This window comes from Mangrovivirga cuniculi (genome assembly GCF_005166025.1).
In the GTDB taxonomy this organism is placed as follows: domain Bacteria; phylum Bacteroidota; class Bacteroidia; order Cytophagales; family Cyclobacteriaceae; genus Mangrovivirga; species Mangrovivirga cuniculi.
This window is the reverse complement of sequence record NZ_CP028923.1, coordinates 4303265-4317756: the sequence shown is the minus strand read 5'-3', so window position 1 is coordinate 4317756 and position 14492 is coordinate 4303265. Positions and strand designations below refer to the sequence as shown.

General features: G+C 35.2%; 13 protein-coding genes. 12 read left to right on the top strand and 1 reads right to left on the bottom strand.

The genetic code is table 11. The annotated features are described in order from the left end of the window. Positions 1-2: 2 nt before the first annotated feature. From DCC35_RS19050 to secDF, 7 genes are all read left to right on the top strand, one after another. Positions 3-872, top strand: coding sequence for an FKBP-type peptidyl-prolyl cis-trans isomerase (locus tag DCC35_RS19050; RefSeq protein WP_217495891.1), 870 nt, complete (start codon positions 3-5; stop codon positions 870-872). Beyond that, a complete protein-coding gene (locus DCC35_RS19045; RefSeq protein WP_137092305.1) occupies positions 859-1419 on the top strand; it encodes an FKBP-type peptidyl-prolyl cis-trans isomerase in 561 nt (186 codons plus the stop codon). Before DCC35_RS19050 ends, DCC35_RS19045 begins: the two co-directional genes overlap by 14 nt. A 35-nt stretch (positions 1420-1454) precedes the next feature. Then, on the top strand, positions 1455-2030 hold the full coding sequence (rdgB, locus tag DCC35_RS19040; protein ID WP_137092304.1) for an RdgB/HAM1 family non-canonical purine NTP pyrophosphatase: 576 nt from the start codon (positions 1455-1457) through the stop codon (positions 2028-2030). A 94-nt stretch (positions 2031-2124) separates the two neighbouring features. Continuing rightward, on the top strand, positions 2125-2748 hold the full coding sequence (gene udk, locus DCC35_RS19035) for a uridine kinase (protein ID WP_137092303.1): 624 nt from the start codon (positions 2125-2127) through the stop codon (positions 2746-2748). Continuing rightward, a complete protein-coding gene (locus DCC35_RS19030) occupies positions 2738-3430 on the top strand; it encodes a potassium channel family protein (RefSeq protein WP_137092302.1) in 693 nt (230 codons plus the stop codon). Before udk ends, DCC35_RS19030 begins: the two co-directional genes overlap by 11 nt. 51 nt (positions 3431-3481) lie before the next feature. Beyond that, positions 3482-3859: a hypothetical protein gene (locus DCC35_RS19025; RefSeq protein ID WP_175402873.1), complete on the top strand. Its 378-nt coding sequence runs from the start codon at positions 3482-3484 to the stop codon at positions 3857-3859. A gap of 97 nt (positions 3860-3956) precedes the next feature. After that, the gene (gene secDF, locus DCC35_RS19020) at positions 3957-6965 is read left to right on the top strand and encodes a protein translocase subunit SecDF (protein ID WP_137092300.1); all 3009 of its coding nucleotides are present in this window, start codon (positions 3957-3959) and stop codon (positions 6963-6965) included. A 139-nt stretch (positions 6966-7104) separates the two neighbouring features. Here the strand turns inward: secDF and DCC35_RS19015 are convergent, their stop codons facing one another. Beyond that, positions 7105-8154 (bottom strand): hypothetical protein, encoded by a 1050-nt coding sequence (locus DCC35_RS19015; protein ID WP_137092299.1) that lies wholly within the window; start codon positions 8152-8154, stop codon positions 7105-7107. A gap of 184 nt (positions 8155-8338) precedes the next feature. Between DCC35_RS19015 and DCC35_RS19010 the strand changes: the two genes are divergently transcribed. The 5 genes from DCC35_RS19010 to DCC35_RS18990 all read left to right on the top strand — a co-directional run bounded on the left by DCC35_RS19010 (position 8339) and on the right by DCC35_RS18990 (position 13956). After that, positions 8339-8809 (top strand): DinB family protein, encoded by a 471-nt coding sequence (locus tag DCC35_RS19010; RefSeq protein ID WP_137092298.1) that lies wholly within the window; start codon positions 8339-8341, stop codon positions 8807-8809. Positions 8810-8851: 42 nt separating this feature from the next. Further along, positions 8852-9388 carry a hypothetical protein gene (locus DCC35_RS19005; RefSeq protein ID WP_137092297.1) on the top strand — a complete coding sequence of 179 codons (537 nt, stop codon included), beginning with the start codon at positions 8852-8854 and terminating at the stop codon, positions 9386-9388. 133 nt (positions 9389-9521) lie between these two features. Further along, a complete protein-coding gene (locus DCC35_RS19000; protein ID WP_137092296.1) occupies positions 9522-10181 on the top strand; it encodes a hypothetical protein in 660 nt (219 codons plus the stop codon). A gap of 44 nt (positions 10182-10225) precedes the next feature. After that, positions 10226-11833 (top strand): sulfatase-like hydrolase/transferase, encoded by a 1608-nt coding sequence (locus DCC35_RS18995; protein ID WP_137092295.1) that lies wholly within the window; start codon positions 10226-10228, stop codon positions 11831-11833. Positions 11834-12111: 278 nt separating this feature from the next. Beyond that, positions 12112-13956 (top strand): tetratricopeptide repeat protein, encoded by a 1845-nt coding sequence (locus DCC35_RS18990; RefSeq protein WP_137092294.1) that lies wholly within the window; start codon positions 12112-12114, stop codon positions 13954-13956. Positions 13957-14492 lie beyond the last annotated feature (536 nt).

Sequence of the window (14492 nt, the reverse complement as noted above, 5' to 3'; positions counted from 1 at the left end):
CTATGAAAAAATATTTTTTGATGGTTGCATCATTAGTTGCTTTGGCAGCTTGTGAACAAGAAGAAAAAACAACTGCTTCAGGCTTCAAATACCAGACTTTAGGAGAAGAAACTAAAGTTGAGGCCGATTCTGGTAATTTCTTCATTATGAACCTGAAATTATCTGCAGGAGATTCAGTAATTTACTCTTCACAAGAAAGAGGAATGCCGGCTGATTATCCTGTTATGCCAACTTTAAAAGAAAGAGAAGAAGGTACAATTGTTGAGGTTTTTCAGCTTTTAGCAAGTAATGATAGTATTTATGCTGAGATTCCTGCAACTGATTTCTACAAAGGTGGTCCTGGATTACCTCCTAGCATTGATTCAACTACTGTAATGAAAGTTGAACTAGGGTTAATTGATATTCTTAGTGCTGAGGACAGAATGACTTACATGACTGAAGCAAATCAAAAACTTCAGGAGAAGCAAAAGAAAGAAGATTTAGCTAAGATCGAAGAATACATAGCAGAGAACAACCTTGAAAATGTAGAATCTACAGAATCAGGGCTTCATTATATAGTTACTAAAGAAGGAGAAGGAGAATCTCCTGAGGCTTCAGATGTTGTAAAAGTTCACTATACCGGGTTTTTACTGGATGGAACTAAATTTGAAAGCTCTAAAGATAATGGAGAGCCAGTAACATTCCCTCTGAACAGAGTGATTCCTGGCTGGACTGAAGGTGTACAACTTATGCAAGAGGGTGCTGAATATAAATTCATAATTCCTTCTTCTATGGCTTATGGTCCGAGAGGAAACAGATCAATTCCACCTAACTCAGTACTTATTTTTGACGTGGAATTATTAGATATTAATCCTGAAAATGAAGAACAGTAAAATATATTTTAACCTATTTTTAGTGTCCCTGGTTCTTTTTTCATGTGGACTAAATGAGGATACAGAGAGTTTTGAGGAGGCCCTTGAAATAAGGGCAGAGGAGTATCGCAGATTTGCTGATAATAACAGAGATAGTATTATGGCAGATGTGGCTGATATCGAAGCGTATCTTGAAAATGAAGGTATTGTAGATTATGACACTACTTATAGTGGTGTTAGATATTACAAAACTGTTGAAGGAAGCGGACCTGAAGTTGAACCGGGTTCAAGCGTAGCAGTTTATTATCGCCTTCATGATTTGGAAACCGATCAGATTTATGATGAATCACGGGATCCAACTACAGGAGATGAAAGAACATTTGTTTTTACTTCTTTTGCTTCTGGTGTTATCCAGGGGTTTGATGAAGGAGTAGAGAAGTTCAGAGAAGGAGATGAGGGATTTATTTTTATTCCTTCCGATCTGGCTTATGGAGAACAAGGGACTCAAAATATTCCGGGAAATACTAATTTATATTTCTTCATTAAAGTAAGACAAGTTCAAAATTAAAATATCACCCCGCTTCGGCGGGGTTTTTTATTACTATGGAAATCTGCTTTGCAACAAATAACAAAAACAAGGTAAAAGAAGTGCAGGCCTTGCTGGGTGATAGGTTCAATTTGCTAACGCTAAATGAAGCAGGAATTTATCATGAACTCAGAGAAGATTTCGATACCCTTGAAGCAAATTCAAGGCAGAAGGCCGAACAAGTTTATCAGGAGGTTTCTATCCCGGTATTTGCAGATGACACCGGTTTAGAGGTAGATGCACTGGGTGGTGCTCCGGGAGTTTACTCCGCCAGGTATGCGGGTGAACAAAAAAATGACCAGGATAATATTAAAAAGTTGCTCAATGAACTTCACGGTAAGGCTGATAGGAAAGCACGTTTTCGAACGGTAATTACTTTATTAATTGACGGTAAAGAAATTCAATTCGAAGGAATAGCAGAAGGAGAAATTACTCAATCTGAGTCGGGAAAGGAAGGGTTTGGATATGACCCGGTATTTATCCCCAAAGGAAAGAATAAAACTTTTGCAGAAATGTCAGCTCACGAGAAAAATGAAATTTCTCATCGTGGTAAAGCAGTGAATAAGTTGGTAGACTACTTAAAAGCTATTTAGATTATTTTCCCTTTCCAATACAAAAGCCTTGCATTACTTTTGCGCTGAATAATAAATAGTTCTAAATTAGACTAATAAGCAAGTACTGTTCTTTATGCAGAAACCCTTTATAATAGGTATTACAGGAGGTAGTGGTTCAGGGAAAACCCGGTTTTTAAACAGTTTGTTAAAAAACTTTACTGATGAGGAAGTATGCCTGATCTCTCAGGATAATTATTACAGGCCAAGACAGGAACAGCCTGTTGACGAAGCTGGAGTAACAAATTTTGATTTACCCGAATCTATCGATCATGTTTTGTTTGCTAAGCATATCGAGCAGCTCCACCAGGGTGAAGATGTTAAAAAAGAGGAGTATACGTTTAACAACGATGCATTAGTTCCGGAAACGCTAATTTTTAAACCTGCACCCGTGATTGTGGTGGAGGGTATTTTTGTCTTTCATTTTCCGGATGTTGCATCAAAAATGGATCTTAAACTTTTTATAGACACTAAAGAGCACCTGATGCTAAAGCGCAGGATCATCAGGGATAACGAGGAAAGAGGTTATGATCTCGATGATGTCTTATATCGATTTGAAAATCATGTAGGGCCAACTTATGAGAAATACATTGCTCCTTATAAATCAGATGCAGATCTGATTATTCCTAACATTACTCATTTTGATAGTGCTCTTGAAGTGATAACAGCCTTCATAAAGAATAAAGTAAATGGCGAATAAATTTGCAGTGATCGGACTTGGTCAGTTCGGTACCAGCATCGCACGTACATTAGCGAGCAGAGGTGCCGAAGTGATGGCTATAGATATCAATCTTGATAAAGTTGAAAATATTAAAGATGAAGTGGCTTATGCCGTATCGTTAGATTCAACTGATATCAAAGCGCTAAGAGCCCAGAATGTTCAGGAGATGGACGCTGTGGTTGTTGCTATTGGTGAAAATTTTGAAGGATTACTATTGACTACTGTGCTATTGCTCGAGTTGAATGTCAACCGGTTGATCGCCAGGGCTGCAAACAAACAGCAATATATGATTCTCGAAAAAATGGGTGTCAATGAGATCCTGTCTCCGGAAGAAACAGTAGGAAGAACCGTAGCAGAAACACTTCTTCACCCTAACTGGCAAAGTTATCTTTCTCTTCCGGATGATTATGAAATTGTCGAGCTAAAAGCTCCCGGAAGAATAGTTAACGAATCTGTAGGAAATCTCGGACTTCGTGAAAAATTTAATCTGAACCTGATCACCATCAAAAGAGTCTACGAAGAAGAGCGCAATGGAGAGAAGGTTAAAGTGGAACATATCATCGGAGTGCCAAAGAAAGAAACGGTTATTTATGAAACGGATATTATTATTCTGTTAGGAAAAGAAAAAGATGTAAATCGTTTTGAAGAAGTAAATAAATAAAAACTTTTCTTGATGAATTAATTAAATGGGGTAATTTTGCGGGGCGTGAATGTGAAGAAGAACCATATCAAAAATTTGCCGATCATCCTTTTTTCGGTCTTTCTTAGTCTGACAGTATTGTCAGGAAAGATCACTCAGTATGTGGTGCCAGCCGCTTATGAGATTAAGAAGGAAGTTTCTACTGATAATCAGGAGAAAAAAGATGATAGCCAGGAAGAACAAGGTACTGATCAAGCTTACCTGTATGATTCTCAGGCATTAATCGGGCATGCTTCTTTTTCATTACCACAGGTTTTTATAAGACAGGAGTCGGTTCATTATACCACCGAGCTTTCCGATTGGAAACCTGTCATATCTTATGCAGAAAATTATGGTGAAATATATTTTAAAATTTTGTTTAACAGGATAATCTCACCAAACGCACCCTAATCACACTTCGATTTTTATTCAGTCTATTCCGGACTGAGACTTTATTTTCATTTATTTCTATTTAATTCAATTTTAACTTTTATAAACACATAAAATTATGCGTAATAAGGGATTTGTTATTTTCCTGACCGTGTTGATATCCCTGCTGTGTATTTACTACCTTTCATTTACAGTAGTAGCTACCCAGGTTAAGGAAAATGCTCAGGAATTTGCCACAAGAACAGATGGGACTGTGGACTTTGCAAAACAAGATGCATATCTTGATTCAATATCCGATGAAACTGTTTACAACCTTGGAGTAACCCAGTTTACTTACAGAGAGGTTCAGAATTATACATTAAACCTTGGACTAGACCTTCAAGGTGGTATGCATGTTACACTGGCAGTAAGCCCGGTGGAGATCGTAAAATCTTTGGCTGTAGACCCTGAAGAGCCTGCAGTAAATGTAGCGATCGAAAAAGCCAATGAAATTCAAAAAGAAACCGGAGAGAACTTCGTAAGTGCATTTCAAAAGGCGTTTAAAGAAGATAATCCAAATACTCCACTAGCAGATATCTTTGCTTCTGCTGCAAACAGAGAGCGAATTGACTTCAATTCTACCGATGATCAGGTAATCGAAGTGATCAATGAAGAAGTTAAAGGTGCTATTGAAAGAGCGGAAGAAATTCTTAAAAAGCGTCTTGACAGATTTGGAACTACACAGCCAAATATCCAGCGTGTTGCAGGAACTGAAAGAATTCAAATTGAATTACCGGGTGTTCAGAATAAAGAACGCGTAAGAAACATCGTTTCCGGTGTTGCGAAGTTAGAATTCTGGGAGGTTTATGAATTTTCTGAAATTCAGGATGGATTTTCTTTCATTGACCAGGTATTAAGAGCCGAACAAAAAGAGGAAGAGGCTGATGAAGATCTAGAAACCCTTACACAGGATGACGTAGTTGCAGATACTGATACAACTACTGAGGAGGTTGCATCTGCTGATTCATTATCTGATACAACTACTTCATCTCTTGAAGAAGAATTAGCATCTGAAGATGCTTCAGATTCACTTTCACAGACTGCAACATCTCCATTACAGGAGTTGTTTACAATCGTACCTGATCAGAATAACAGAAACAGATACTATATTTATGCTCAGGTAGAAGATACAGCCAGAATAAATGAAGTTCTTTCCAGAAAAGATATATCAAATGCATTTCCTAACGATATTCAATTCGCATGGACTACTGAATTAGTAGAATTCCAGGATGGCAGCAAGCAATTAGAATTGATCACGCTTCAGCTTGGTAGAAGAAAAATGCCTAAGCTAACAGGTGAAGCGATTGAAAATGCTACTCAAACACTAGATGAGCGTCAGTCTCCGGCAGTAAGTATGTCGATGAATCCTGAAGGAGCTCGAATCTGGAGAGATATGACGGGTAATAACGTAAACCGAAGAATAGCAATCGTTCTTGATGATTACGTTCTTTCTGCTCCTAATGTAACTCAGGAGATCCCTGGTGGCCAGTCTAGTATCTCAGGAAATTTTGAGATTCAGGAAGCTGCTGACCTTGCTAATATGCTTAAAGCAGGTGCATTACCGGCTCCGGTTAAAATCGTTGAAGAAGCGATAATCGGACCAACTCTTGGTAAAAAAGCTCAGAATCAAGGTTTGATCTCTATTTTTGTTGGTCTTGGTCTTGTATTGATCTTTGTTGTGATGTACTATGCAAAAGGTGGTTTAGTTGCTAACCTGGCGTTGATATTTAACATTTTCTTCGTTATTGGTATTCTTGCACAGCTTAATGCTGCTCTTACCTTACCTGGTATTGCCGGTATTGTTCTGACAATCGGTATGGCGATCGATGCTAACGTACTGATCTTTGAGCGTATCAGGGAAGAATTGAGGAATGGAGTTTCTTTATTAAAAGCCATCGATAATGGATATGGTAAAGCATGGAGTTCAATCGTCGATGCGAACGTTACTACATTTATCATTGCAGTGGTACTTTATGTAATTGGTACTGGTCCGGTTAAAGGATTTGCAATTACGCTTATCATCGGTATTATTTCATCATTCTTCTCAGCAGTATTTATCTCAAGAGTTATAATTGAGAAAATAGCTAATAAACACAATGAGAAGAGCATGACATTCAGTACTCCTTTCTCTAAGAACTTGTTCACAAACTTCAATATTGATTTCCTTGGAAAGAGAAAAACAGCTTATATCACTTCAGCTGCAGTGATCATCATTGGTCTTGGAGTTGTATTTACAAGCGGATTAAACTTTGGTGTTGATTTCACCGGTGGACGTTCGTATGTTGTTGCTTTTGACGAGCCTGCTTCTCCAACTACATTGAAGACTGGTCTGATGAAGCAATTTGATGGTAAGTCTACAGAAGCTAAGCTTTACGACGCAAATAATGTTGTAAAAATTACTACTTCTTATCTAATCAATGACGAATCAATCGAAGCAGATGAGCAGGTTGAAAGTAAGTTGATTGAAGGAATTTCTGAGATCACCGGGGCGGAATTTAAAGCTAATGCTCAGCAGATCGAAGAAGGTACTTTTACAATTCAATCATCAAGCAAAGTTGATCCTTCCATTGCAGAGGATATTAAAAATACTTCATGGGAATCAGGAATACTTGCCCTTGTATTGATCTTCTTATACATCTTAGTAAGATTCAGAAGATGGCAGTTCTCTGCAGGTGCTGTTGTGGCCTTGTTTCATGATACATTAATAGTAATCTCAGCATTTGCGATTGCAGGGTTATTCGGATTCCAATTTGAGATCGACCAGGTATTCGTTGCAGCGATCCTAACCATTATTGGTTATTCAATTAACGATACAGTGGTTGTGTTTGACAGAATCCGTGAGTCACTTGGCATGAAGTCAGGTAAAGACCTTAATACCAATGTAAATGGTGCGATTAACGATACATTAAGTCGTACGTTAATGACATCGATGACAACTTTATTAGTTGTATTGGTATTGTTGATCTTTGGTGGTGAAGTATTGAGAGGATTTAGTTTTGCACTATTCATCGGTATCCTGATCGGTACCTACTCTTCAGTATTCGTAGCGACACCGGTTGCTGTTGATTTGAGTAAAGAAGATAAATAAGATAGTAATTAAGCAAGCGAACATAAATTAGATTATAAAAGACCGGTGAAAGCCGGTCTTTTTTTATTGTGAGAATTGGAAACTTTTGTTTAATTCCGACATCAATTTTTATGGAGATAGATATTTATTGATGGCATTTCTAATGATTAATTTCGGCTATCTTCCGTTGATTTAATAAAAGAAATGTTTTATTAGGAGAAAGATTAACAATTTGAGTGATAGCAAATTCATCAAGTAAAGGATCTCTTATTACCTCATAACCCTCTTGATTAAACACTATTACACCATCGTTAATGCCTAATGCCATTTTGCCATCTATATAACCCATGCCAAAAAAGTGATTTTGAAAGATGAATTTATCACGCTCAGAATCATAAGTCTCAGGTCTTTCAGGATCAATATCAAAAACAATTTCCCAGTTATTTTCAAACTTCAAAACTTTTTTTCTAACATTTGAGAAACTAAGGTAAAGGGTATTTCCATTAGAACTTAGATTGTCTCCGGTACCCATTCCTGCCTCACCATCTGGGAAAATTGAATTATTTTCATTATTGAAAGTGTTAATTACCGAACGATTTTCATATTGGTAAACAGAAAAACTACTTGATAACGTCCAAATTTGGCCATTATCAAGAATTTCAATCTGGTGGAGGAATTCGTTAAGACTATCATTTACATTTGAATAAAATGAATAGTTTTTTTCTTCTAAATTCAATTCCAGGATATTTGCCACTTCCTGTTCTTCCTTGCTAAGAGTACCTGTACCTGCTACAAAAAGTATTCTGCCTTTCTGATCTATTTCCAGGTCTGAACAAGGTATTTCCACAACTTTTTCGAAACTATTATTTTGATCAACTTTATATATTCCACTTGTCGTGCATATTAAAGCGGTATTACTATTTACAGGTACTATTTTATTTACTATCGAATAACTTTCCAGCGAATTAAGGATGTTTAATTCTTTGTCTGTTACATGAATATCTGAAGCACTTAAATAATAGTTGTTATCCATGACACCCATATGGGTAATTAATGAATTGAACTGCGGGTCGATAAAATTGTAATCGGCTTCGGGAAACAGGGATGAATATTTTATTGAGTTTTCGTTGTCTGATGGTTTTTGCTCTTTTTCTGAACAACTTAAAGAAATGAAAAATACAATAGCTAATGCAAAATTAACTCTACTCATATTTGATGTGCTTTAGTTGATAATGGTAGTTTAAAATTATATATATGCCATATAATTATCAATAATCATGCCTTACTTTTAATTTTTGTATATAGACAATATGAATACTAGTAGTTCAAAACTTGAAAAGAAAAACTCTAAGTTTAACATGCTGTAAATTCCTTTTTATTTTAATTATAATAATATGAAAGAAAATATTGTTAGAGAAATGGTTTCCAGTGCTTTAAGCTGGGAAGATGCTCATGTGAATTTTGATAATGCAGTTCAGAATATCCCCGAGAAAATGTATGGAGTAAGACATGAAAATTTATCCTACTCTTTATGGGAGTTAATAGAACATATTCGTATTTCCCAGAATGACATACTGGAATTTTGTCGCAATTCCGAATATAAGGAAATGCCATGGCCTGATGCTTACTGGCCAGACAGAGCTTCCCCGGAGTCCAGAGAAGAATGGGATGAATCTATTAGTAAGTACAAATCTGACAGGAATGCCTTAAAGAGTTTAGCTTCTGATAAAAGTATTGATTTAACTTCCAAGATTCCCCATGGTGACGGACAGACCTATTTACGGGAATTGTTATTAGTGGCCGACCATAATGCATACCACGTAGGTCAGATTGTTTTACTGCGGAAACTTTTGGGTATTTGGTAGTAAGGTTTTATTATTAAAGAATATTTATATCCTTTTTAAATTATGAAGCTAATTTTTTCAACTATTTTCCTGTTTTTAACTATCAACATATCTTTTACTCAGGATACGTCCTTAAATGTAATCAAGGAGTCAACTATCGAATATGTTAATTCTATTACCGATAAAATTAATTATGTCTTGTCTTCTGATGATCCCAATACTGATCCGTTTGCATATTCCGAAGATTCTCTAAAAATGACCTATCATGAGGATATTGACTCTGTAAAGTTCGTGATTTATGGTTCATCTTCAGAAATTGATGAAACGAGCACCTTTGGAGATGATGTTATTTATATAGAGGCTCAGGAAACCCCGGTATTATGGTTGAAGGATGTGGAAATTAATAAAGAAAAGTTAATCCTGACAATGATGGATCCTGAAGAATATAATGGTGAATATTATTCTTATTATATATTGATGTTTCTTGATTCAGATGAAACTGCCAATCGGTTAGCAGATATTCTTAGAGATATGGTATCAAGAATTAAACAATATCGTAAAGCCATGGAGGATAAAAACTCCTGTGACCCAGTTAAATAATTATTTGATCATTATTTAAATAGGTAGTTGTGATAAAAATCCTAAGCAGACAAGAGGCTTTAGAATATAATTCGACCTTTTCTTCTTTTATTTTGCAAGGGCAAAGAGATAAGTACTGCCCGAAAGAAACCATATGTTGCTAGAGCCTGGCGAAAATTATGATAATAAAATTGGCGATTACAGGTTTTTTAGTAGTGAAGAATGTAATGTGAAGAATGCAAAATTATTAGAAGACTTCGAGAAAAAAGCTGACAACATCAATGTAAAGCCCTTGCCAAAGAAGTTTTCATTTAAAGTATATGATATTCCAGCTAATTCAATGGATGAATTAGTTGTTCAAATTGGAGTTATCACTCATAAATTAAGTAATAGTATAAAAGCTGGTCCGGTTTTGTTTCTAAGTGATTTTGCGATACCATGGTTAAGCCAAAATAATGAATTTCCTCCGGTAAAGAATGCTCAGGAATATTTAAAAAAGCTAGGTATTGATGAAAAATTTTCAGGGGGATTTCTAGTAAATGAGTCAGATTTAATGGAGTTTATGAGCCATTTATTTTGGTTGATTCGCTGTAATGCAGAACTCCCGCCATGTTATTTCACTTTTGAAAAATTTAATTTCATAACTAATTTGTGTCAATACGGGAATTTTCATTTTACCTTTTATTGTGAAGAAGAAAGAATAGAATTAGAAAAGGTTTTTGATCAATTAGGTATGAATGAGGTGCCAGGGGGATTTTGTTATGAAAGATTTTCTGAGGGATCATCCATTGAAGGCCGTAGAATTGAGCTGTGATTTGGATATTTTTCTATTATTAAACCGCATTAATTCATAGTATTTTGTTTAAAAGACGTGTTCTTACTTTTGGTATTTTAACGTTGATAATTTTATTAACTTATCTGTTGTATCCGCTAGATAGTGATCGATTTAAACTGGTTACTGATGAAGAAAAATTAGTAGAGAAGACGTATTATTTACATCAACCTCCCACCAACCAAAATGATTCTTCTCCAAACATAATCTGGATAGTAGTAGATGATCTGGGCATGGCCGATACGGATCTTTATGGTGATGGCCCCGTTTCAGTTCCAAATATGAAAAGGCTTGCTAATCGCGGAATTAAATTTAACAATGCTTATGTATCAGCCCCGGTATGCAGTCCTTCCCGGGCAGCCATAGCCACTGGCCGATATAATCAACGGTTTGGATATGAGCATCAATTGCATGACAGGTATCTCAGCAACAGACTTGAATATCTTGGGTTCAGATATTTTATCGATAGTGGTCCATGGGTTCCGCAATATCAAACGGAGGTACCAGCTGCGGATTTTATTGAGAATATTGGCCTGCCTTCCTCTGAAATTACATTTGGAGAAGTGGCTAAAAAATATGGGTATGAAACAGGATATATAGGGAAATGGCATTTGGGTAAAAAAGAGTATAACAATCCAAATGCTTTTGGTTTTGACTATTTCTATGGTTTTTATTCCTCCCATAGTCTCTATGTTCCTGAGGGAACTCAAGGATATGTTGAACAAAAAATTCCCCATGATTTTACGGATGAATATATCTGGGAAGGGCATAGAGAAGGCCAGCAGGCAATCAGAAGAAACGGAAAGATTATTTCAGAGGATCGATATCTCACTTCAGCGATCACTGATGAAGCAATTGATTTTACCAAATCAAATGAGGAAAAACCATTTTACCTTTGGGTATCTTATAATGCACCTCATACTCCTTTACAAGCGCCGAATGAATATGTTGAGAAGTATGAAGATGTTACTGATCCGGTAAAGAGGGTTCACTATGCATTGATCAAAAATCTTGATGATGAATTGGGAAGGTTGATCGATCACCTGGAAGATAGTAGACAGATAGAAAACACGCTTATTTTTTTTATCAGTGATAATGGAGGGGCAGAATTTAATTTAACTACTAAAAATGGTCCTTATCAGGGTGGTAAAATCACCAATTTTGAAGGAGGGGTAAAGGTGCCAATGATAATGTGTTGGGAAGGGAAGATTAATGGTGGAGAAGTCTTTAATCAACCGGTACATTCAACCGACTTATTTATGACTTCTGCTAAGGCTATTGGAGCTAAATTGCCTTCTGACAGGATATATGATGGTGCTGATCTTGTGAAAAATGTAAAAAACAATTCTATTCCCCATGAATATATTTATTTTGATATGGGTAATAATCGTGGAATAAGAGGGAAGAAATGGAAACTAACCTGGAATGAAGCAAATGGTGATTCGGTACTTTTTAATTTAAAGAGTGATCCGTATGAGCAAAAAGATTTGTATCAGTCTGGTAGCGGAGTAGTAGAAAGGCTTACCAATGAATTTGAAGTTTGGGCTGCGAACAATGTTGATCCGTTATGGCCACCGATGATCTATTATCATTATACTGCTGATGATGGTAAGAAGTATTTTTTCGATGAATAAAACTTTAATTTTGTATATAAGATCAACCTTCTGTTTTCATGAATGATAGGTCAAATACGCCCTTTCATCTAAAGTTGATTGGAATTGAATGATATAATTATTTAATTGATTTAAAGCTAGAATATTAGTTATTTTTTAGACAATTTTTTCTCTTGAATAAAATATTAAAACCGAAAAAGGTGCCTTCCTGGCACTTAAAGAATTCATTATTTTAATAACACTATTTTTATGAAACCTATTTTTAAAAGCAGTCAAACTCTTTTTACTTATTAATTTTTTTGATTTTATTTTCTTCTATTCAGGCATTAGGGCAGGATTTTGAGAAATTTTACGAAGAGGGAAATTATGATGCGATTAAAGTTGGTGCACAAGCTGGTATGTCAGAGGCGCAGTTTTTCCTTGGAAAAATGTATGCCAATGGCAAAGGGGAAGCCAAGGATATAGACAAGGCATTGAAATACTATCGTAAGGCGGCAGATCAGGGCAATGCTAAGGCAATGAATAATATTGGGGTACAATATTATTCAGGGAAAAATATACCACAGGATTATGCAAAAGCTATTTACTGGTGGGAGAAAGCTTCAGAACTAGGAAACCAAGTAAGTACCCGAAATTTAGGAGTTGTGTACCGTTTTGGACGAGGGGTCGATAAGGATCTTTTAAAAGCATCTAATTATTTTAATGATGCTGTTGATAACGGAAATTATAAAGCGTATTTAGATCTTGGGTATATGCATGAAAGTGAAATGGAAGATTACCAATCAGCAATGATATATTTTTCTTATGCCGCTAAAAATGGTGTGGCAGCAGGGTTTAAAGAAATGGGTGATGTTTATAGATATGGGAAAGGCATAAATCGTAATTTAAGTATAGCTAAGCGATTATATGAGAAGGCGGTAGAGGAAGGGGATACTAATGCAAAAGAACAGCTTGAGAAGCTAGAACAGCTCGGAGTTATAGGTGTTTATGAGCCGGTGCCTCATGATAAAATAGATGGGGAATATGGAAAGGATGTTTTTAGTACTCCAGTATTTTTTTGGACCAGTCCTAATAGCGAACAGTTTGATGAGATGGCTAATAATGAAGTAACTTATGATTACTATGGTAAATATGGATTTAATGAAGACAGAAGGCATAAAATTGCTGAAATTTTAAGTAAAAATAGTAAAAATCAAGGAGTATCTGTTATTCAAAAAGAAGGCTATTTTACGTTATCCCATGAGCCTCAATCAGGATATAGTAAATGGGTATTTCCTGATTTTAAATTAAGAACAAGTAGTAAAAAATATCACGAATATCATTTTAAAAAGGTTTTCTACTTGAATATTTCAATTCCTGAAGGTAAAGCTATGGCGGAAATGAAATTGCCAATTGAATTAAGAACATCAATATGTCCGACTTCAGGACTTTATATAAGGTTAAAAAAGAACGGTAAAATTTATTTTGAAGGAGTTAATTCAAAAAATAAAGATCGAGAATCTGTTTTCATTTCTAAGGAAGCGTTTAAAGATGAAGAAAGGATTGCTATATTATTTTCAGCATACAGTTCTGGTTATTGGACTATACAGACAAATAAAGGTGATGTCCTTAGTGGATATGGAGCACTTAAAGAAGATTTTATTAAGGGCTCAAGTAACCATTGCTTTTTTGAAGGTGATATAAATATTCATGAGATACAAATTTATGAGGATTATGCCTTTGAAGATGAAGAGATAGCGATGGGATTAAAGAGCGAGGATATCCAAAATATACAGAGAAATATAGGAAAGAAGCTGGGTGATTATGCCAACCGGTTATTTAAATTTTCTAATCAATATGATTTTAATGGTTGGGAATATCTAAATCACCAAATAACGTTTTTAGAAAGACAAACCACCACTATCAAAGGCAGTGAAGATGCAGTAATAAAAGATGATAAGAGTTTTGTTTACTATTCTGTTGGGACTTTAATAAAGGGGAAAAACTCTAAAGGAGAAATAATTACATTGCCAGTTAATAATACCATAGGGATTAACGAAAAAGATATGAAACTGGTTGGTCTTCATATTGAAAGTGAATTTGAAGATAAGGAGGTGGTAATTATAAATGATTTGGAAAGTTTTCTTTTAAATGAGGAGCTTTAATATTTGATAATATAAATAGAATTAAAATCACCAAATATTAATAAGAGAGTGATTTTAATTCTATTTTGATATTCAAGTTATTATCAAAAATATTGATTTGATTAATTATTTGAAATCTGGCTTTTGCCGCATTGAGCAAACTTGGTTCTACGTGTCAGATTTATTTTTCGATCGGATATAAAATCAGCTATTATTCGGCCTCATTAGTAATTTATTCCGATCTGACTTTGAGTTATTTTTCAGCTGTACATTATTAAATTTAATAGTTTTTCAAATAGTTCTTAAAACCACATTTATAATTAAGCTTAAAACAAGCAGATAAGTTTAATGTAATTATGTGATTGTGAAATTTAGATCCCAATTTTAGTGATTATCAATACTTTCAATACTTTTATTTAAGCTGTGAAATATGTTTGATACACTGGCAGTCAGGCATAGTTTAGAGGATAAGTGATTTAATTTAATGAGTTAAGTCCATGTCTCAATAGGTTCGATATAAACTTTATTTATTAAAACTCTTTTGAAATCCTTGTTCT